A 20,816-nucleotide genomic window follows, 5' to 3' on the forward strand; every position below is an offset into this window, starting at 1 on the left:
GATCACATAACTGCAAATGAAAACAGAGTGATATACATACATAGAGTGTTTTGCGGTGATGTAAATTGGGAAGCGAGGATTTTGAAATTGAATAAAGTATTGATTACAGTAACCGCAGCAGCTGTGGTTGGTTTAGGTAGCTCGTTCTTTGGTGCACAAACGACCCATGCTGAAACAATTGGTGAATTAGAAGCAAAACAAGCGCAAATTCAAGATGACCGTAATGAACTTAAAGCAAACCTCTCAGACGCAGAAGCAGAAATTGCGGATGTTTTGATTCAATTAGAAGAATTGAACAATGAGATTACAAAGGTTAATGATGCATTAAATGAAAATAACAACATGATTAGCCAAACAGAAACAGATATTAAGGCGAAGGAATCAGAAGTTACACAACTTGAAGAGGAAATCGCAGAACTCGAAGCAGCAATCGAAAAACGCTTTGAAATTCTTAAAGAACGCGCAATCTCTTATCAAAAATCTGGTGGATCGATTAGCTATTTGGAAGTTATCTTTGGTTCACAAAGTTTTGGTGACTTTTTAAGCCGTGTATCTGCAGTAAACAAGATTGCTGAATCAGATGCAGCCTTAATGGAAAAGCAAGAAAGTGATAAGATAGAAGTAGAGGAAAAACAAAATACTGTTTTAGATAAGCTAGAAGAATTAAACGGCTTGAAGGTTGAACTTGAAGGAATGCAAGCTGTAATCGAAAAGCAAAAAGAAGAAAATGAAGCGAAAAAAGCTCAATTAAGCGAAAAAAAATCTGAGCTAGCTACATTAGCAGCAGATTTAAAGATTGAAGATAGAAATCTAGCATCACTAGAGTCTGAAGTGAAAAATAGCATTGAAGTTGCATCACAACCAGTTCCAGTTGTAACTGTTGCAACAGAAGCTACTAATAATAATGGAACGAATGCAAACAACGAAGTAACAAAAGCAGAACCAACTACGAAGCAAGCACAAGCATCAACCAATGCACCAGCACGTTCAACTGGTGGTGGAAATATCGATATAGCAATCAATGCTGGATTTGCTCATCTTGGCACGCCATATGTATGGGGTGGTAAGGGGCCAGGTGGATTTGACTGTTCAGGTTTCGTATCATGGGCATTTGCTCAGGCAGGAATTTCAATTCCATCAAGTACTGCTGCATTACAGAGTACAGGTACAAAGGTTTCAGCAAGCAATATGCAACCAGGCGATATCGTATTCTTTAATACGTATAAAAAAAATGGGCATGTAGGTATCTATCTCGGTGGCGGTAAATTTATCGGTTCACAAGATTCAGGATTAGGTGTAGCAGATATGACATCTGGTTACTGGAAGGATCATTTCTCAGGGCATGTACGTAGTGTTGTAAGATAATAGTTTAAGAGATAGGGCATCCATCAAGATGATGGATGCCCTTTTTACTTATTCATCCATTTCTCATTGAAAATTTCTTTAGAAATAAAAACGTTGTACAATCAATGGCAAGTACCATGATACAGGAATAGAAGAAGGTTACTTCTGGAATAACGAACCAGCCAATAGATAGCACAAAGCAATCAATAATGAAAATAAATATACCAGGATTCCTTTTCGTTATATTGGAGACGATTAATGCTAAAAGATCTGTACCGCCTGTACTAATTTCATTTGCCATCATAATGCCAATTCCAGAACCAATGAACAGCCCAGCAAGTAGTGCACTGATTAATATTGGTATTTCCCCACTATTCCAAAATGAAACAAAATGGAAAACATCAATAAATAGTGAAGAAATGAGTAGACCATGAATCCCGTTGTAAAAGTAACTTCTGTAATAATTAAAGGCAATGATATATAGCGGGATACTTACTAAAATAATGGTGAATCCGGGCTTTAATCCAAATGCATAATTTAGAATCAATCCAATCCCAATTATTCCTCCATCAAGTAAACGATATGGGATAACAAAATAATTCACACCAATGCCAATGCAGAGACTTCCAACGATAATCGATATGCCTATTTTTAACACGGGATACCCACCTTGTCCAATTCGACCACCTGTTTCGTAAAAAGAGTCTTGTTGTATAATCGTATGATAATGAAATAAATGTAGACTTATTTTTCTCTGTATAATATAATTTAGTTTAAGAAAGTAGGTGATTCAATGGGAAGGTGAAATTATATGGACAATTCAATTATCGTTCACTTATATATTTTTTACCCAAGATGTTGAATCATTTACTATTTAATCGTTCGTGCTTATTATCCGGAACATTTAGAGATAATCAGGAGGTGAATTCCTTGTATCGTTTGATACAAGGGACTTAATTGGACATAGCGACCCTATGGAATTTACTAGCAGTCGCCATACTGTTAATGTTTACAGCTTTTTTTGTTATGGCAGAATTTGCAATCGTAAAGGTGCGTAGTACACAGCTTGAACAGCTTATTGAGAATGGAAATAAAAGGGCGGTTTATGCGAAACAAGTGGTAACCCATCTTGACGAATATTTATCAGCTTGTCAATTAGGAATAACGATTACGGCCTTAGGTATCGGTCGTTTAGCAGAACCAACGTTTGAGAAAATGCTCCATCCACTTGTCGATCAATTACCGATGAGTAGTGCGCTTGTAACGACATTTTCAATTGCTATTTCATTCTTGTTTGCTACCTTTCTTCATGTTGTTGTTGGGGAACTAGCTCCCAAGACATTAGCAATTCAAAAGGCTGAGCAAGTGACACTGTGGACAGCGAGACCATTGATGTGGTTTTACCGACTGTTATACCCATTCATTTGGCTATTAAATGGATCAGCAAGATTATTGGCCCGTGCCGCTGGATTAGATCCAATGTCAGGTCACGAAGAATCACATAGTGAAGAAGAATTGCGATTAATATTAGCTGACAGCTATGAAAACGGTGAAATTAATCAATCAGAAATGATGTATGTAAACAATATTTTTGAATTTGATGAAAGAGTAACGAGAGAAATAATGGTTCCTCGTACTGAAATTGTTTGCTTCTATTTAGAAGATAGTTTCGATGAGAATATTGATATTACTCGTACAGGACAATTTACAAGATATCCTGTTGCAGATGAAGATAAAGATAATATTATTGGTTTGGTAAATTTAAAAGAAATATTTACCGCGCAAATTGATGAGGATAAACCACCCTCAATTGAGAAATTCATTCGTCCAATTATTCATGTATCGGAAGCAACCCCAATCAAAGAGCTCTTACTAAAGATGCAAAAAGAACGTATCCATATGGCAATTGTCAATGATGAATACGGTGGGACTGCTGGACTTGTAACAGTTGAAGATATATTAGAAGAAATTGTTGGAGAAATACAAGATGAATTTGACGTCAATGAAATACCGATGATTGATGTCGTTGATGATGAAACAACAGTTGTTTCTGGTAAATTACAATTGGACGAAGTTAATGAAAGATTAGGTATTACGATTGAGGATGAAGAAGTGGATACAATTGGTGGCTGGGTGTTTACGAATAACCTAGACGCAAAAGAAGGAACAACAATTGACCACGAAGGATACCAATTCATTATCGATGAGATGGATGGCTATCAAATTAAAAAAGTCAAAATCGTGAAGGCCTAAGCATTAATTAAAAGTTTTCTAGGGTTCCGCAAATCATTTGGTCTGGACCGAGAGAAAGCGCGTGAAGTGTTCACGTACACGGAGGGACAAAAGCCCGGGAGGATATCTTATAACAGATATCTTTCCGGGATTTTTATATTTTTTTAAAATAAGGAGTGTCAAAGATGAAACGAGATTGGAGTATCATTTTTTTAGCTGGAATACTTGAAATAGGCTGGGTGATTGGTTTAAATCATTCCTATAATTGGTGGACCTGGGGATTAACATTATTTGCGATTTATTTTAGTATGCACTTATTAATTATTGGCTCGAAAAGATTGCCAGTAGGGACAACTTATGCTGTATTTACAGGGATGGGAACTTCGGGAACAGTCATTTTAGAAATACTAGTATTTGGAGAGGCATTCCAACTAACAAAAGTCCTATTAATTTTATTATTAGTTTGTGGAGTTATTGGATTATTAACGATAACGGGAAGTAATGAAAAGGAAGGTGGGCAAGCATAATGGATTGGATCTTTTTGATAATTGCAAGTTCCGGTGAAATTTTTGGTGTAATGGGTATTAATCGGGTAAATCATGAGCGAAGTATTGCTTCCTTTGCTTTGCTTATTGGCGGTTTTTCATTGAGCTTTTTCTTCCTTGCGCTGGCAATGCAAACAATTCCAATGGGGACTGCTTATGCAGTATGGACAGGAATTGGGACAGCTGGAAGTGCCATTATTGGTATGTTACTATTTAATGAGTCAAGAGATTGGCGGAGAATGCTATTTATTGCAATGATTTTAACGGCAGCAGTGGGTTTGAAGTTGATTAGTTAACAGGTTTATAATGAAAGATCTGTAGGAGTTATGCAAAACTTCATTGGATTTTATAAAATGCCTTTATCAATTATGGTAATAGTGTTGAAATTATTAATCTGCATTAATGAAAGCAATTAATATATTTTTTTGTGAGGGTTTTAGTTTAAGAAGAAATATTTTAAATGGAGTGATTGAGGTTGAATTATCGTAAAGCGAAAATTAACGATATAGATAAATTGATTGAGTTAAGAAAAAGACAACTGGTGGATGAGGGGATAGAGCCAAATATAGACATTGATATGGAGCTAAAGATATTCTTTCATAATAAATTAACGGATGGCTCTTTAATTCAATTGTTAGCAGAGGATAATGGGAAAATTATTGCATGTGGTGCAATAATCTATTATGACTTTCCTCCTACATATACTAATAAAAGTGGAAGAAAGGCTTATATTACGAATATGTTTACGGAAGAAAACTATCGTGGTCAAGGTATAGCGACTAATTTATTGACTAAATTAGTTGGTGAAGCTAAGGCTGCTGGTATTTCAAAAATATGGCTTGGTGCTTCAAAATTAGGTAGACCGGTATATAAAAAGTTTGGGTTCACAGAAACAGATGAATGGTTGGAATTAAATTATTTGTGATTGGTGAAGTAAATTAATTAATATCGATTAGTTTATATAAATAGCATCAAAGGAAACAAGAAAGAGAAATCAGGTTAAATTGATTTCTCTTTTTTTTAAAATTACCTATTCCACTACTTCTAAAAACTTACCTTTCACATAACCAGTAAATTTGTCTGTAGTCACTTTTACCCAGCCATCAGGGTTATTAATATCTTCTACTTCTAGCTCCTGATCCATTGTCACGACACCGACGATATCTGAATCTAAATCTGTTTCACTACGAACATTGAGTAAACTAACGATAACAACTTGAGTGGAGTTGGTAACCGTATCATTCTCTTCTATCGTTGCAACATTGGTATTTTCCTGTGATTCCTTTTCCTTACCTGTAGTGGATTCTGATTCCGTACTGGCTTCCGATTTCGTTGCACTGGTAGTAATTGGGTCAGTCCCAGAAGCTGAGAAATCGGGATTCGTGAAGTTATGCTGCATGAACGCAACAAATACAATGAATGCCAAAGCAATAATTGTCAAAATGAAAATATAAAGGCCTTTGTATTTATTCATATCAAATCTCCTAAATTTTGTTGTCTAACCATGATTATACACTAAAGTAGTCGGAAATTAAATTATCGATTGCAATTTATCCCGAATAATGTAGAAGATAACTGCATTTAAAGGATTATCATGATGAGATATACGATAAGAAGAGCGGTCATTAAGGTACTTATAACATAGGAAAAAGCCGTTCGATAGTTTTTAGCTAGAATCAAATTAATTGTTTCATTCCCAAATGTGGAGAAGGTAGTATATGCACCACAAAATCCGACACCAATAAGCAGCCAAATCCATTCGTGCAACATTTCATTCAGGCGAAAATGCATAAGTGCCCCCAATAGGATCGAACCAGTAATATTCGCTGTCCATGTACCAATTAAACGTTTCTCTGTCTTCAGAGAGATGTAATAGCGGGTAATACTACCGAAGAAGCCACCAACTGCAACAAGTAAAATATTCATCTGGAAACCTGCTTTCTAGCTGCTATCATAAAACCTATATAACAGCAGATTAGCCCACCAAGTACACTGATAATAATATATGTAATAGCTAAGCCAAGGCTTGAAGTTAATAATTCAATCGTTTCCACTGCAAATGTAGAAAACGTCGTAAATGAACTAATGACTCCCACCGTAAGTGCAGTAAATACTTCTGGCGGGAGTTTCTTCTTGATTGCATCATGGTTCATCAAAAAACTAAGAAAAAAACAGCCAATAAAATTGACTGTAAGTGTTGCATATGGAAATCCTGTACCGCTAAAAAGAACAGAGATACTGTAACGGCCGACTGCTCCGATGATGCCGCCGATTGCAACAGCCAAGTACGTCTTACGGATCATGCCTTTTTACATCCTGGGCATAGTCCGTAAATTTCAAACTTATGTCCTTCAATCTCGTAATTTGCAAGGGCACCAAGTACATCGTTCATCGGGCACACTTCAATTTCTTTCGTTTTTCCACATTCATTACAGATAAAATGATGATGATGATGGTGGGTACAATTCATTCGGAATAACCTCTCGCCGTTCAATTCCGTTGATTCTAGAATTCCAACTTCAGAGTATAAATGTAAGTTGCGGTAAATGGTATCAAAGCTAATACCGTCGTAGCTTTCCTCTAAATAACTAATTAAATCCTTCGCAGTCCGGTATCCATCTGCTTCATCGAAATAGAATAATATATCCTTCCGTCTGCCTGTAGCTTTATAGCCTTTATCTTTTAAGAGATCGATTGCTTCATCTATATTCATTAAGCTTCACGCACCTTTTTAAATAAATTAATCTTCTTAATTCCAATTGTAAGTAATAGAATGATAATGGATATCATGACAATTGTACCACCTGGTGGGATACTTAGATAATAGCCGGAGATCAATCCGATAATAACTGATAATTCCCCGAATAAGATAGATAAGAACATCATTTGCTTAAACCCTTTGGAAATTCGCATTGCAGCGGCCACAGGCAATGTCATTAATGAAGAAACTAACAATACTCCAACAATTTGAATAGAGGAGCCAATTACAAGTGCGGTTAAAACAATAAACAGCAAATGAATTTGTTTCGCATGAATCCCGGAAATGGAGGCATATTCTTCATCAAAGGAAAGCGTAAAGAGTTCCTTATAAAATAATGTAACAACAAGTAGTACGAAAATGGAAATACCAAGAATCATAAAGAAATCATTTTGGCTCACGGCGGAAACAGAACCAAATAAATAGTTAAGTAAATCGGTATTGAAACCATTTGCAATTGATATGAAAATGATACTTAAGCCAACACCAGCAGACATAATAATGGGAATTGCCAGCTCCTGGTATGCTTTGTATACACTTCTTAGCTTTTCAATCAAAATGGAGCCTAGAACAGAAAACACCAGTCCGCTAAATAGTGGATTGAATGCAATTGCAAATAATTTCTCGATCATCAATCCAAATGCAATCCCACCTAATGTAACATGGGAAAGCGCATCTGCAATTAAAGATAATCGTCTTACAACAATAAATGTGCCAAGTAACGGCGCAATAATGCCAATTAATATCCCTGTAATAAATGTATACCTTAAAAAGTCATATTGCAAAATATCTGCTAACATAGTTGTTCCTCCAACATTAATGATTGTGGGTGACAATATTTAACGCATGCCCGTAAATATTGGATAAATCATGTTCGGATAAGGAATTGAATTCCTCCGATTTCCCGTGAAAATGCAAGGTTTTATTTAAGCAGACGATATCGGTCGCATGCTCGGTCATCGTGCCTGTATCATGTGTGACAAGTAGTAGAGTAATATTTCGCTTATCATGTAGTTGATGTAGTAAGTCATAAAACCGTTTCACATTTTCTGCATCGATTCCAACCGTTGGCTCATCTAAAATTAATAATTCCGGATCGTTTACGAGGGAACGAGCGATAAAGATTCGTTGCTGCTGGCCTCCAGATAGGTCACCAATATTGCGATAAGCGTAATCGAGCATGTCAACTTGTTCAATTGCTTGAAGAATTTTTGCTTTATCTTTATGATTAAAAAATTTAAAATAGCCGACTTTGGCGGTTAGCCCTGTAGAAACAACTTCAAACACAGTTGCAGGGAAACCGCGATTAAATGCATTTGCTTTTTGTGATACAAAGCCAATTTTATTTCTATCCTTGAATTTATCAATTGGTTCCCCAAATAGTTTAATAGATCCTTTATCGGGTTTTAATAAGCCCAGGATGAGTTTAATTAATGTTGTCTTTCCACCACCGTTTGGTCCAATCAAGCCCATGAATGAGCCACGGGGAATTTCAAAACTAATATGATCCAATACCGTTTTTCTATCATAACCGTAACTGATATTTTCCATCGAAATAATTGGTTCTTTCATCATTCCACCTCTTTAAATAGGTACCTATAGTTAATTGTTGTGAAGCAGGCACGAAGTTTGTTCATTATTTAGTAGCTTTATCTAGTATTCCTAAATTATATGTCATTAAAGAAAGATAGTCTTCATCATTCGTAATATCTTCATCGGTTAATACAGATAAATTATGAATGGTAAGTGCTTCGGCGCCAATCTCATTTTGAATGACTTCCGACACACGATTGGAGCTGTTTTGTTCGAAAATAATATAATCAAGTTCATATTCCTTCGCTTGATCAATGATTTCTGTTAATTCCTTTTGCGATGGCTCGCTACTAGAGGATATTCCGTTAATGGAGATTTGTTTAATGCCATAACGTTCTTCCCAGTAACCAAAAGCAGCATGTGAGACTAATATTGACTTATTTTCTTTCGTTGCCAGTGTATCGACGAACTGTTGATCTAATTGTAGTAAGCTTTTTTTTAATGTTGCAAAATTTGCAGTATATGTTGCTTCTTCATCTGGATTTAATGTAATTAATTCATCTTTAATAATCGAAGCAATGTCAATCATCCGTAATGGATCAAGCCATATATGTGGGTCATGATCGCCGTGATTGTGGGCATCGTCATGCAGATGCTCTGTAGTATCTGGTGAGTTAAAAAGCGCTTCATGTTCACCAATTTCAACTAATGTTACATCTTGTTTTGCAAGTGCCTTTGCTGTTGTCTCAGCAAAACTTTCCATGCCAGCACCTAAATAGATAAAGGCATCACTTTTAGCAATCTTCGTCATATCTTTCGAAGTAGGCTCATACGTATGTGCATCTACACCTGGGGGATAAACAGTTTCTGTGGTAATCGTGTCCCCACCAATTTGTTCAACAGCATATTGGATTGGGTAGATGGTTGTGTATACCATTAATTTATCTGTATCAGATGATGTCGTATCATTTGCTGCTGTACAGCCAGTGGCAATCAAGCCGATAAATAGTAATGTCATCATTTTATATAAAGATTTCATTAATAATCTCCGTTCTATCTAAAATATATATTTATAAATAGTATCATATCGTAATCATTACGATATGTAAATAGGAATGATTACGTTTATAATTCAAATTCAATTAAATTTATTGCGAAATGTCTGATATTCCTTTATAGTAGAAAGCAGATGGATAATGAATGAGTATTCATTCAATATTAGATTGGGGGATTGTAATAATGAAGCAATCAATCAAGCGTGCAGCGGTTCTAGGATCGGGTGTGATGGGCTCGGGAATTGCTGCACATTTAGCAAATGTAGGAATACCAGTTTTGATGCTTGATATTGTACCCAGAGCATTGACAGAAAATGAAAAACAAAAAGGACTGACATTAGAACATCAGAGCGTACGGAACAGAATAGCAGCAAAGAATAAACAAGAACTACTAAAACGAAAGCCTTCACCAATAACATCGAAGAAAAGTTTAGATTTAATTACAATTGGCAATTTCGAGGATGATATCGGGAAAATAGCAGAAGTTGATTGGATTTTAGAGGTCGTTACAGAGAAATTAGAAATTAAACAGCAAGTATTAGAAATGGTAGAAAAACATCGCCAAGAAGGAACAATTATAAGCTCGAACACTTCTGGGATATCGGTAGAGGAAATGATTGAGGATAGATCAACAGACTTTAGGAAGCATTTTCTTGGCACACACTTTTTTAATCCACCACGTTATTTAAAATTATTAGAAGTCATTCCAACGAAACATACGAGTCCAGAGGTACTTGCATTTATGAAAGCATTTGGTGAGAATGTTTTAGGAAAAGGTGTGGTCATCGCCAAGGATACTCCTAATTTTATTGCGAATCGAATTGGTACGTATGGCTTACTTGTAACAGTAAGGGAAATGTTAAAAGGAGGATACAGTATCGGTGAAATCGATTCTATAACTGGACTATTGATTGGCCGCCCGAAAAGTGCAACCTTCCGAACACTGGATGTAGTTGGGTTAGATACCTTCATACATGTTGCAAAGAATGTTTATGACCATGTCGAAGGCGAAGAACGGAAAGTATTTGAGGTTCCGCAATTTATGAAGAAGATGAATGAAATGGGCTTGCATGGTTCTAAAACTGGCCAAGGATTTTATAAGAAAAAAGCTGGCATCATTTATGAATTAAACCCGGAAACCTTTGAATATGTGGAACGGACAAAATTATCAACAGCTGCGACTGAGATGGCAATACAGGAGAAAGGATCAAACCGTAAATTGAAAGCGCTTATAATGTCAGAGGGAGACCGAGCAGGTGATTTGATATGGTCTGTCATTCACCCTGTGTTAATCTATTCTGCTGAATTACTTGGCGAAATTGCAGATGACATCCCAGCAATTGATCGAGCGATGAAATGGGGATTCGGCTGGGAGGCTGGCCCTTTTGAAATATGGGATATGATTGGGGTTCGGAAAACAGTTGCAAGAATGCAGGCAGAGGGACTGACCGTACCGAAATGGATCTTGAATTTTCTTGAAGATGGTAATGAATCTTTTTATAGAAAAGAGAACGGAGAAGTCAGCTTTTATGACCATGGTGAATTCAAAAAGAAAGTATTGAATAAGAAAGAAATCAATTTAAGACGTCTTAAAGAAGGAAATCCTGTTATCAAACAAAATAATAGCGCTAGTTTAGTTGATTTGGGCGGTGGTGTCGCATTATTAGAGTTTCATTCAAAGAGCAATGCAATTGGCGTTGATATTATTCAAATGGTGAATTATGCGATAGATGAAGTTGCAAAAAATTATGAAGGGCTTGTCATTGGTAATCAAGGTAAGAATTTCTGTGTTGGTGCGAATCTGGCATTAATGTTAATGGAGGCACAGGATGATAACTTTGACGAATTAGATATGGTTATTCGCGGATTCCAAAACATGGCGATGAGAATCAAGTATTCAGAAAAGCCGGTAGTCACCGCACCATTTAATATGACCCTTGGCGGAGGTGCTGAGGTTTCTTTACCTGCTGCAGCAATTCAAGCCTCATCGGAAACGTATATTGGGCTTGTTGAATTCGGGGTTGGCCTCATTCCGGGTGGGGGAGGGGCGAAGGAGCTCTACTTAAAAGAGCTGCGTAATCTACCACAAGGTGTTCCTTTTGACTTAACAAAAATTGCAAATAATGTATTCGAAAAAATTGCTATGGCGAAGGTTTCAACCTCTGCTGCTGAAGCTTTTGAAAACGGGTATTTAGATGCGGGTGATGGTATTAGCGTAAACCCTGATCATTTATTACATGATGCAAAAGAAAAAGTATTAGGACTTGCGAAAACGGGTTATCGAGCACCACAACCAGAGAAGATTCCGATTGTCGGCAATGCAGGATATGCGGCAATGGTCATGGGGGCGAAGACGTTACAATATGGTGGGTATGCATCAGAACATGATGTGAAAATTGCAGAAAAACTTGCCTACGTCCTATCTGGTGGACGATTGAGGGAAGGAACGCAAATCGATGAACAAGTAATGCTGGATCTCGAGCGTGAAGCATTTTTAAGTCTTATTGGTGAACCGCTTACACAGGCAAGGATGCAACATATGTTGGTAAAAGGGAAGGCATTAAGAAATTAATAACAAGGGGGAGAGATTATTGAAGGAAGCAGTGATTGTAGCAGGTGCGAGGACCCCAGTAGGGAAAGCACATAAAGGATCATTAGCGAATTATCGCCCAGATGACTTGGCCGCATTAACGATTAAAGAAACATTAAAACGTGCTGGCGACTATGCAGGCAATATTGATGACGTTATTATCGGCTGTGCGAATCCAGAAGCAGAGCAAGGGATGAATATGGCGAGGAATATTGCCGGACTTGCAGGTTTAGCGGTAGATGTTCCTGGAATTACGATTAATCGCTATTGCTCGTCTGGTTTACAGTCGATCGCCTTCGCAGCGGAGCGGATTATGATTGGTGCAGGTGACGCGATTATTGCAGGTGGGGCAGAGTCGATGAGTATGATTCCAATGGGTGGCCATGTAATTAAACCGAATCCTAAGCTCGTTCAGGAAGCACCTGGCTATTATATGGGAATGGGGCATACAGCAGAAGAAGTTGCGAAGCGTTTTAATATTTCACGTGCAGAACAAGATACATTTGCGGTACAAAGCCATGAGCGGGCAGCAAAGGCGATAAAAGAAGGTAAATTCATGGATGAAATTGTACCGATTGAGGTTACGGAAAGAGTGATTGGGAAAAACAATCGAATCGAGGAAACAGCGACTATTTTCAAAATGGATGAAGGGGTAAGGGAAGGTACAACAGTGGAGATACTTGCAAATCTTCGCCCTGCATTTGCGGTAAATGGAACGGTTACTGCGGGAAATGCTTCGCAAATGAGTGATGGTGCAGCCTCTGTCCTAGTGATGGAAAAAGAAAAAGCGGAGGCTGAGGGGCTTACACCAATGGTTAAATTTAGATCTTTTGCAGTTGCTGGCGTGGAACCAGAAATTATGGGAGTTGGACCTGTTGCGGCAATTCCGAAAGCATTGAAGCTTGCAAGCCTTCAGCTTGATGACATCGGACTATTTGAATTAAATGAAGCATTTGCATCGCAGGCAGTGAGGGTTATTCAAGCACTTGATTTAGATCCGACCATCGTTAACGTAAATGGCGGTGCAATTGCACTTGGACACCCGCTGGGATGTACTGGAACGAAGCTAACCTTAACATTAATCCATGAAATGAAACGAAGAAATGTCCAATTCGGTGTTGTCACAATGTGCATTGGCGGAGGAATGGGTGCTGCAGGAGTATTTGAATTACTATAAGAAATCGAAAAGGGGAAGATGGATATGAGTGAAACGAGGGAAAAGCTTTTTAAAGGGGCAGTGTTTTTAATAGAAGATTTGACTGCTGATGATATTATTACGCCAGAGGATTTTACGGAAGAACAGAAATTGATTGCAAAAACGACGGAGGATTTTGTTGTCCGTGAAGTTTTACCGAAAGTAGAAAACCTAGAAAAGCAGGAATTCGAGCATTCGGTAGCATTATTGAAAAAAGCTGGAGAACTTGGGTTATTAGGCGCAGACGTTCCTGAAGAATATGGTGGACTCGGTTTAGACAAAATAAGCTCTGCTTTGATTACAGAGAAGTTTTCCCGTGCTGGTGGATTTTCGATTACACATGGGGCACATGTTGGGATTGGTTCCTTGCCAATCGTATTCTTCGGAACAGAGGTGCAGAAGGAAAAGTATCTACCAAAGCTCGCGAAAGGTGAACTAATTGCAGCCTATGCCTTAACGGAATCCAGTTCGGGGTCTGATGCATTAGGTGCCAAAACGACAGCGGTATTAAATGAAGCGGGAACCCATTACATTTTGAATGGCGAAAAACAATTCATTACGAACTCGGCATTTGCAGATGTTTTTATTGTTTATGGCAAAATTGATGGCAAGCATTTCTCAACCTTTATTGTCGAACGTGATTATCCAGGTGTATCTACCGGTCCAGAAGAGAAGAAGATGGGAATTAAAAGCTCCTCGACACGTACATTAATTTTAGATGACGCAGAAATACCTATCGAAAACCTCCTTGGTGAAAAAGGACGCGGGCATATTATTGCATTTAACATTCTAAATGTTGGTCGTTATAAACTGGGGATTGGTGCAGTTGGTGGAGCAAAACGAGCATTAGAATTAGCAGTAAAATACGCAAATGGGCGGAAGCAATTTGGAATGGCGATTTCTAGTTTTTCATTAATCCAAGAGAAGCTGGCGACAATGGCAGTAAGGATATACGCCAATGAAAGTGCCGCATATCGTACCGTTGGCCTAATGGAGCAGCGGCTGGGTGTGCTGACGGCTGAGCAGTTAAGGGATGGCAGAGAAGTGGCAGCAGCGATTGCTGAGTATCAAATCGAATGCTCGATGAATAAATATATGGCAACGGAAATGCTTGACTATACGGTCGATGAAGCCGTACAAATACATGGTGGGAATGGATTCATCCAAGAGTATGAAGTGGAAAGAATCTATCGTGATTCAAGGATTAATCGTATTTTTGAAGGAACAAATGAGATCAATCGCTTACTCGTGCCAGGGACAATTTTGAAGAAGGCGATGAAGGGTGAACTCCCATTACTGCAAAAGGCCCAGGCATTGCAGGAAGAATTAATCATGAGGATGCCGGAAGAAGTTGGGAATGGAACATTGGAGCAGGAGAAATACCTGTTAAGAAATGCGAAGAAGCTCGTGCTTTTTGCAGCAGGACTCGCAGCACAGAAATATATGCAAAAAATTGAGAAGGAACAAGAGGTGTTAGTTAATATCGCTGATATGGTCTCTGAAGTTTATAATATCGAGTCGGCAATACTAAGGACAGAGAAAGCGATCAATAAGACAGGCGAAGAAAAAAATAATCAAAAAATCCTTTATACTGAAGTATATGTTCAAGAAGCATTTAATCGGATGGAAGCAGATGCGAAAGAAACCTTGATTGCGATTGAAGAAGGGGACACACTTCGGATGCTACTGTCGACGTTAAGGAAATTAACAAGACATACGCCAATAAATATTGTCGCGAAGAAACGAGAGATTGCAGCGAAAATCATCGCTGAGGAGAAGTATGTGTTGTAAAGTGGAGATTAGTTAATAGGATGCCCCTTACTTTTTAGTAGGGGGATTTTTAAATAGCATAGGAAACTATAAAATTGGGTGCTGTGGATAACTTAATTACTGAGAATAGCCACGTCCAGCTCCAGCGCTAAAGCTGTAGCGAGACTTCCCTCACCTCCGTAATCTAAGTCAACCGCTTACGCTCCCAAAGAGTTTCCTTTATCTCAAAAGGCAAGGAGAAGTTCGACTAAGTTCGCCACTTCGTGTGGCAACGTCGAACCACCCCACGTCCTGTGGGGCGCAGTCCGTACGTTGCTAAACTAGCTTTAAGCTTTTGTTCTTAAAGTTAGTATTTCACAATTAGAAGTTAACTCGAAATGTAATAAGTGGAATGAATAGCATGTGGCAGTTCTAGGATTCGACATTTTATTACAAAACCCGGGAAGTGACAGGCACCTCTTATGCTATAATGAGAGTAATTTTATTCTAGATAGGTGGTAATAATATGGCTTTAACATTTTATTGGTTGCCTCAATGTGGAACATGTAAGCAGGCTAAAAAATGGTTTGATGAACATAATATTGACTATACAGCAATACATATTGTTGAGGAGACGCCAGCGAAAGAAACGATTCTCGAGCTCATTGAAAATAGTGGATTACCTGCTAAGAAATTTTTCAATACTAGTGGGATAAAGTATAGGGAAATGAATATGAAAGACAAAATTAAGGATGCAACGATCGAAGAAATGGCAGCATACTTAGCATCTGATGGCATGCTAATCAAGCGACCAATTGTTACGGATGGTGAAAAGGTTACCGTTGGTTTCAAGGTAGAAGCGTATGAAGAAGCCTGGGACTAAAACTAAAATAACGAAATGAGAAAATTTCTACAAGGGCTAGAAATATATGATGTAACATTGTATAGTTAATTAGAATGAACTAACGGAGGGATTAGGATGAATTTACCAGAGGATTTATTATATTCAAAAGAACATGAATGGGTGAAAAAAGAGGGAAACAATGTTCGCATTGGTATTACTGAATTTGCACAAGATGAGTTAGGGGATATTGTGTTTGTTGAATTACCAGAAGTCGATGATGAGGTTTCTAGTGACGAGCCATTCGGTAGTGTGGAATCAGTAAAGACTGTATCTGAATTATATGCTCCAGTTGGTGGGAAAGTTGTGGAAACAAACGAAGATTTAGATGATAATCCGGAATATGTGAATGAATCTCCATATGAAAAAGCATGGATGGTAGTACTTGAGCTATCTGATGAATCCGAGCTTGATGAATTATTAACGGCTGAACAATATAAGGCTTTCATAGAACAGGACTAAAATAAAAGGCTAACTGACATTTGAAAATAGTGTATAGTTAGCTTTCTTTCTATCATATACTAAATCAACGAAGCGTCTAGCTTGCTTACTTATATGGGGAGTGCTGTGCGATGATAACAATGGGGTCAGATAAAATAATCATTGTCGAAGGATTAACCGATAAACGAAAGGTTGAGAAAGTGATTAATGACAATGTTACAATTGTCTGTACAAACGGTACATTGGGTATTGGGCGTTTTGAAGAGCTATTAGATACGTATTGCTTAGATGAGAAAGAAGTATTTATTCTAGTTGATGAAGATAAATCAGGGTTGAAGCTAAGAAAGCAGCTTGCCCGAGAATTACCACATGCGGATCATATTTATGTGAGTAGTGAATATCGTGAGGTTGCTACAACCCCCGTGCATATTCTTGCATCCGCATTATTAAGCAAGAATTTTCAGGTACATCCGGTATTTTTGATGCCGAATTTATAAGAAGTTAAGGTGGTTAGGTTGCAAGAAGTAACGACTAAACAATTAGTACAGGAAAACTATTTATTATATATTTATACGCCATTTTGTGGTACTTGTAGTGTTGCAAGAAGCATGCTTGAGAAAATTGAGTCCATCCATAAACAAGATATATTTTATGAAATGAATGCATCCTTACATCCAGAATTTATGCAGGAGCTCAAAATTGAGAGTGTACCTTGTCTGTTAATTAAAGAGGGAAATGAAATAAAAGAAAAGGTTTATGCATTCCAATCCATTGCCAATATTTATTCATTATTGTTAGAATATAAGCCCGAATTATTTAAAGTAACATAGATGAGTTCATATTGCCTGCAATTGACATAATGTAACTATCATGCTAATATAATTTCATTATACTAACTAATCGAATATGTTGATAGCTCTTATCTTGAGCGGTGGAGGGACTGGCCCCATGATACCGCGGCAACCTTCAAGCATGGTCTGTTTGAAAGGTGCTAATTCCTGCAAAGCATTGCTTTGGCAGATGAGAGAACACGAGACTTTTAATATTAAACGTCCTTCTGTTCTCAATCAGAAGGGCGTTTTTTGGTAGTTAAGAAAGTATAAAATATTTCTTACTACATAAGTGCAACTAAGGCTGTCACCGAAAGGCTTGGTGACAACCAAGTTTTCTAAAGGTATAGTAAGTTCTAAGATGTGTTATGTATTAAGAGGAGGAATCTTAGTGATTTCGATTGAAGGATTAAGTAAAATTTTTAAACAAGACAATAAGCAGCTAAAGGCTGTTGACAATCTTAACTTAAAGATCAATCAAGGTGAAATATATGGCATTATTGGTTATAGTGGCGCAGGGAAGAGTACGTTTGTCCGACTACTCAATCGCTTGGAGGAGCCTTCAAGCGGTAAGATTTTTATTGATAAACAGGAAATTACTTCGCTAAAATCAAACGAGCTTCGACTCGCGAGAAGAGAAATAGGGATGATCTTCCAGCATTTTAATTTGCTTTGGTCACGGACGGTAAAAGAGAACATTGCTTTCCCATTAGAAATTGCGGGTATTTCCAAGGATAAGCGAGAGAAAAGGGTACAGGAATTAATTGACTTAGTGGGCTTATCTGGTAGAGAAAATGCATATCCATCCCAGTTGAGTGGAGGACAGAAGCAGCGAGTTGGTATCGCTCGTGCACTAGCAAATAAACCGAAAGTATTGCTTTGTGATGAAGCAACATCGGCACTCGATCCGGAAACAACCAACTCCATCCTAGAATTATTGGTGGATATTAACGCAAAAATGAAATTGACAATTATTCTAATTACACATGAAATGCACGTAATTCGCAAAATTTGCAATCGTGTAGCGGTAATGGAAAATGGGAAGGTTGTGGAACAAGGAGATGTCCTCGATGTCTTTCAAAAGCCGCAGCAAGCCGTTACGAAGAAATTTGTGGAACAAGTAATGGGCAATGACGAAGATAACGAAATGATTAATCAGTTAATCGCAAATTCGACTACTGGAAAAATACTACGTCTGCAATTTATTGGCGAATCAACAAATCAAGCATTAATAAGTGAGGTTTCACGTAAATTTAACGTTGATATCAATATATTACAAGGGAAAATTACGCAAACACAGCATGGTGCATTTGGTACGCTATATGTGCAAATGAATGGTGAGAAAGAAGTAATTGAGCAGGCTTGTCAGTTTATTGTAAATGAAACCTCAGTTGAATTGGAGGTTATTGAAAATGCTATCTGATTTATTTCCAAATGTAAAAGCAGAGGATATGATTGAAGCAACCTATGAAACACTGTATATGACGATACTCTCATTAATTGGGGTTATTATTTTTGGCATATTATTGGGATTGCTCCTTTACTTAACGAATAAGAATGGAATTTGGGAAAATAAATACATTTATCAGATTACATCGGCAGTAGTGAACATATTCCGTGCAGTGCCATTTATTATTTTGATTTTACTACTATTCCCATTTACAGGCTTTTTAATGGGAACGGTTCGTGGTCCAAATGCGGCAATACCAGCACTTATTATTGGCTCCGCACCATTCTATGCACGCTTAGTGGAAATCGCATTAGTTGAAGTTGACAAAGGTGTGGTGGAAGCTGCTAAATCAATGGGCGCAAAAACAAAAACAATCATATTTAAGGTGTTGCTTCCAGAGTCAATGCCTGCACTAGTATCGGGTATTACGGTAACTGCAATCGCCTTAATTGGTTATACAGCAATGGCTGGTGTCATAGGTGCTGGGGGATTAGGAAATCGCGCCCATTATTACGGTTTTATGCGTCGAGACTTTGACGTTGTAGTAGTTTGTACGATTATCATTGTAATCATTGTATTCATTTTCCAATTTATTGGAGATATGATTTCCAAACGAATCGATAAACGTTAATAACATGTTATCTAGGATGTATTATCCTTTATAAATATATCATTCAATTAGAAAAGGGGAACTAAATAATGAAAAAGTATTTAACTTTAATCGCACTTCTAGCTGTTTTAGTATTGGCAGCCTGTGGTGGAAGTAATTCAAAAGAAAATGATTCAACAAAAACAACGGAAGGCCAAGATGAAAATGTTGTGCTTAAAGTAGGAGCATCAAGTACGCCACATGCAGAAATTCTTGAGGAAGCAGTCCCATTACTTGAAGAAGAAGGGATTACACTTGAAATTGTACCCTACGAAGATTATGTGTTGCCTAATGATGACTTAGCAAATGGTGACTTGGATGCAAACTATTTCCAACATCTTCCGTTTTTAGAAGAAACAATTGGAAATACAGGATATGAACTTGAATCTATTGGTGGAATTCATGTTGAACCAATGGGTGTATATTCTCAAAACATTAAAAGTGTAGATGATATTCCGGATAGCGCTGAAGTTATCTTAAGTAATTCTGTAGCAGACCATGAACGTATTTTAAAATTATTTGAAGCAGAAGGTTTAATTACATTAGATGAAAATGCGGAAGAAATTACGATCGATAGCATTGTGGATAATCCCAAAAACTTAGTGTTTTCACCAGACTATGCACCTGAAATTTTACCAGAGTTATACCATAATGAAGCAGATGCACTTGTCGTAATTAACACAAACTATGCAATTGGTGCTGATTTAAATCCAATTGACGATGCACTCTTTATTGAAGGAGAAGAATCGGACTATGTTAATGTTATTGCCGTTCGTTCTGAGGATAAAGATGAAGAATCATTGAAGAAGCTTGTTGATGTTCTTCAGTCTGAAGAGATTGCTAATTTTATACTAGAAAAATATAATGGTGCAATCGTTCCAGTAGGCGGTACGAAATAAGCGTTGATTGTGGATTCGAGAGTATTCATTAGAAAATAGCAGGAAATGAACGATAGACCCTTAAAGTGTCGGTCATACTTGATGAGAGTAAACGACATTGTACTACATCGGCTTAAATCGATTTTGTCTCGAGGAACATCTTTATGTTACCATTTTAGATGTAGTCAAATCGAGAGGATGGTTCACTATTAATGGTCTGAGGTACACATCAGAAATGGAAAAGGCAATGCATCAAACGCATCATATGAGTTATGCTGAGTATGAACGGAATTTAGACAATCGTCTTATGGTTGAAGAAAGACGGGAGAAGGACCATCATGAATGCAAAGTTTTAGCCGCCCAAGTAAATAGTAACATCCACATGTAAACATGGAGCTGGACGTAGCTATTCTCAGTAATTAAGTTGTCCACTGCTTTCAAATTTTATAGTTTCCTAGATAGTAAAAAAGAAATGCTGATGCTCTCAAAGAAAAGGGCATCAGCATTTTTGAATTGAAGGGGAGTATATGGTATCCTTACGAAGAGAGAATTCATGTTTCTGTTATCAATTAGCCTCTAATGATTATCGATTAAACGCTCCATATCTGCCTTTAAGTGATTGGGGTATATATAAGAAGAAATAATAGCGAAATACAGGATAAATAC

At 37.5% G+C, this 20,816-nt stretch carries 24 protein-coding genes and 2 riboswitches; of the genes, 16 read left to right on the forward strand and 8 right to left on the reverse strand.

Translation table 11 applies throughout. The features are described 5' to 3' along the window. Positions 1 to 81 precede the first annotated feature (81 nt). Positions 82 to 1,365, forward strand: a complete 1,284-nt coding sequence (locus CWR48_RS10115) for a C40 family peptidase (protein WP_342772446.1) — start codon at positions 82 to 84, stop codon at positions 1,363 to 1,365. A gap of 52 nt (positions 1,366 to 1,417) precedes the next feature. On the opposite strand, the gene CWR48_RS10120 is transcribed toward CWR48_RS10115, so the two are convergent. Beyond that, positions 1,418 to 2,002: a YitT family protein gene (locus CWR48_RS10120; RefSeq protein WP_115773124.1), complete on the reverse strand. Its 585-nt coding sequence runs from the start codon at positions 2,000 to 2,002 to the stop codon at positions 1,418 to 1,420. Positions 2,003 to 2,301: 299 nt separating this feature from the next. On the opposite strand from CWR48_RS10120, the gene CWR48_RS10125 reads away from it, so the two are divergent. The 4 genes from CWR48_RS10125 (at position 2,302) to CWR48_RS10140 (ending at position 5,046) form a co-directional block, all read left to right on the forward strand. Beyond that, positions 2,302 to 3,597 carry a hemolysin family protein gene (locus tag CWR48_RS10125; RefSeq protein ID WP_115773125.1) on the forward strand — a complete coding sequence of 432 codons (1,296 nt, stop codon included), beginning with the start codon at positions 2,302 to 2,304 and terminating at the stop codon, positions 3,595 to 3,597. Positions 3,598 to 3,604: 7 nt separating this feature from the next. Further along, a riboswitch (guanidine-I (ykkC/yxkD leader) is annotated at positions 3,605 to 3,700 on the forward strand. A 61-nt stretch (positions 3,701 to 3,761) separates the two neighbouring features. Next, on the forward strand, positions 3,762 to 4,103 hold the full coding sequence (locus CWR48_RS10130; protein ID WP_115773126.1) for a DMT family transporter: 342 nt from the start codon (positions 3,762 to 3,764) through the stop codon (positions 4,101 to 4,103). Continuing rightward, positions 4,103 to 4,417 (forward strand): DMT family transporter, encoded by a 315-nt coding sequence (locus CWR48_RS10135; protein WP_115773127.1) that lies wholly within the window; start codon positions 4,103 to 4,105, stop codon positions 4,415 to 4,417. The genes CWR48_RS10130 and CWR48_RS10135 overlap by 1 nt, the downstream gene beginning before the upstream one ends. A 179-nt stretch (positions 4,418 to 4,596) precedes the next feature. Beyond that, positions 4,597 to 5,046 carry a GNAT family N-acetyltransferase gene (locus CWR48_RS10140; RefSeq protein ID WP_115773128.1) on the forward strand — a complete coding sequence of 150 codons (450 nt, stop codon included), beginning with the start codon at positions 4,597 to 4,599 and terminating at the stop codon, positions 5,044 to 5,046. 105 nt (positions 5,047 to 5,151) lie between these two features. Here the strand turns inward: CWR48_RS10140 and CWR48_RS10145 are convergent, their stop codons facing one another. From CWR48_RS10145 to CWR48_RS10175, 7 genes are all read right to left on the reverse strand, one after another. Beyond that, positions 5,152 to 5,595 (reverse strand): SH3 domain-containing protein, encoded by a 444-nt coding sequence (locus tag CWR48_RS10145; protein WP_115773129.1) that lies wholly within the window; start codon positions 5,593 to 5,595, stop codon positions 5,152 to 5,154. A 107-nt stretch (positions 5,596 to 5,702) separates the two neighbouring features. Then, entirely contained in the window at positions 5,703 to 6,047 is a 345-nt protein-coding gene (crcB, locus tag CWR48_RS10150) for a fluoride efflux transporter CrcB (protein WP_115773130.1), read from the reverse strand. After that, positions 6,044 to 6,424: a fluoride efflux transporter CrcB gene (crcB, locus tag CWR48_RS10155; RefSeq protein ID WP_115773131.1), complete on the reverse strand. Its 381-nt coding sequence runs from the start codon at positions 6,422 to 6,424 to the stop codon at positions 6,044 to 6,046. The genes crcB (CWR48_RS10150) and crcB (CWR48_RS10155) overlap by 4 nt, the downstream gene beginning before the upstream one ends. Continuing rightward, the gene (locus tag CWR48_RS10160; RefSeq protein WP_115773132.1) at positions 6,421 to 6,834 is read right to left on the reverse strand and encodes a Fur family transcriptional regulator; all 414 of its coding nucleotides are present in this window, start codon (positions 6,832 to 6,834) and stop codon (positions 6,421 to 6,423) included. The genes crcB (CWR48_RS10155) and CWR48_RS10160 overlap by 4 nt, the downstream gene beginning before the upstream one ends. Next, positions 6,834 to 7,679, reverse strand: coding sequence for a metal ABC transporter permease (locus CWR48_RS10165; protein ID WP_115773133.1), 846 nt, complete (start codon positions 7,677 to 7,679; stop codon positions 6,834 to 6,836). Before CWR48_RS10165 ends, CWR48_RS10160 begins: the two co-directional genes overlap by 1 nt. 16 nt (positions 7,680 to 7,695) lie before the next feature. Further along, positions 7,696 to 8,451: a metal ABC transporter ATP-binding protein gene (locus CWR48_RS10170; RefSeq protein WP_115773134.1), complete on the reverse strand. Its 756-nt coding sequence runs from the start codon at positions 8,449 to 8,451 to the stop codon at positions 7,696 to 7,698. A gap of 64 nt (positions 8,452 to 8,515) precedes the next feature. Continuing rightward, on the reverse strand, positions 8,516 to 9,451 hold the full coding sequence (locus CWR48_RS10175; RefSeq protein WP_115773135.1) for a metal ABC transporter solute-binding protein, Zn/Mn family: 936 nt from the start codon (positions 9,449 to 9,451) through the stop codon (positions 8,516 to 8,518). Between the two features lie 200 nt (positions 9,452 to 9,651). Between CWR48_RS10175 and CWR48_RS10180 the strand changes: the two genes are divergently transcribed. From CWR48_RS10180 to CWR48_RS10230, 11 genes are all read left to right on the forward strand, one after another. Then, positions 9,652 to 12,039, forward strand: coding sequence for a 3-hydroxyacyl-CoA dehydrogenase/enoyl-CoA hydratase family protein (locus tag CWR48_RS10180; protein WP_115773136.1), 2,388 nt, complete (start codon positions 9,652 to 9,654; stop codon positions 12,037 to 12,039). Between the two features lie 19 nt (positions 12,040 to 12,058). After that, on the forward strand, positions 12,059 to 13,234 hold the full coding sequence (locus CWR48_RS10185; protein ID WP_115773137.1) for an acetyl-CoA C-acetyltransferase: 1,176 nt from the start codon (positions 12,059 to 12,061) through the stop codon (positions 13,232 to 13,234). Between the two features lie 24 nt (positions 13,235 to 13,258). Further along, positions 13,259 to 15,043, forward strand: a complete 1,785-nt coding sequence (locus tag CWR48_RS10190) for an acyl-CoA dehydrogenase family protein (protein WP_115773138.1) — start codon at positions 13,259 to 13,261, stop codon at positions 15,041 to 15,043. 484 nt (positions 15,044 to 15,527) lie between these two features. Then, entirely contained in the window at positions 15,528 to 15,884 is a 357-nt protein-coding gene (locus tag CWR48_RS10195) for an arsenate reductase family protein (protein WP_115773139.1), read from the forward strand. A 96-nt stretch (positions 15,885 to 15,980) separates the two neighbouring features. Next, a complete protein-coding gene (gene gcvH, locus CWR48_RS10200; protein WP_115773140.1) occupies positions 15,981 to 16,364 on the forward strand; it encodes a glycine cleavage system protein GcvH in 384 nt (127 codons plus the stop codon). A gap of 110 nt (positions 16,365 to 16,474) precedes the next feature. Then, on the forward strand, positions 16,475 to 16,840 hold the full coding sequence (locus CWR48_RS10205; RefSeq protein WP_211316732.1) for a toprim domain-containing protein: 366 nt from the start codon (positions 16,475 to 16,477) through the stop codon (positions 16,838 to 16,840). Between the two features lie 9 nt (positions 16,841 to 16,849). Next, positions 16,850 to 17,173 carry a thioredoxin family protein gene (locus tag CWR48_RS10210; protein WP_342772448.1) on the forward strand — a complete coding sequence of 108 codons (324 nt, stop codon included), beginning with the start codon at positions 16,850 to 16,852 and terminating at the stop codon, positions 17,171 to 17,173. Positions 17,174 to 17,259: 86 nt separating this feature from the next. Then, positions 17,260 to 17,370: riboswitch (SAM riboswitch) on the forward strand. Between the two features lie 194 nt (positions 17,371 to 17,564). Continuing rightward, on the forward strand, positions 17,565 to 18,596 hold the full coding sequence (locus tag CWR48_RS10215; protein WP_115773142.1) for a methionine ABC transporter ATP-binding protein: 1,032 nt from the start codon (positions 17,565 to 17,567) through the stop codon (positions 18,594 to 18,596). After that, positions 18,586 to 19,254 carry a methionine ABC transporter permease gene (locus tag CWR48_RS10220; RefSeq protein WP_115773143.1) on the forward strand — a complete coding sequence of 223 codons (669 nt, stop codon included), beginning with the start codon at positions 18,586 to 18,588 and terminating at the stop codon, positions 19,252 to 19,254. The genes CWR48_RS10215 and CWR48_RS10220 overlap by 11 nt, the downstream gene beginning before the upstream one ends. Before the next feature lie 68 nt (positions 19,255 to 19,322). After that, the gene (locus CWR48_RS10225) at positions 19,323 to 20,171 is read left to right on the forward strand and encodes a MetQ/NlpA family ABC transporter substrate-binding protein (protein WP_115773144.1); all 849 of its coding nucleotides are present in this window, start codon (positions 19,323 to 19,325) and stop codon (positions 20,169 to 20,171) included. A 97-nt stretch (positions 20,172 to 20,268) separates the two neighbouring features. Continuing rightward, positions 20,269 to 20,538, forward strand: coding sequence for a YuzK family famiily protein (locus CWR48_RS10230; protein WP_115773145.1), 270 nt, complete (start codon positions 20,269 to 20,271; stop codon positions 20,536 to 20,538). The last annotated feature ends 278 nt before the right edge of the window (positions 20,539 to 20,816 follow it).

It is taken from the genome of Oceanobacillus arenosus (assembly GCF_003369575.1).
In the GTDB taxonomy this organism is placed as follows: Bacteria; Bacillota; Bacilli; order Bacillales; family Amphibacillaceae; genus Oceanobacillus; species Oceanobacillus arenosus.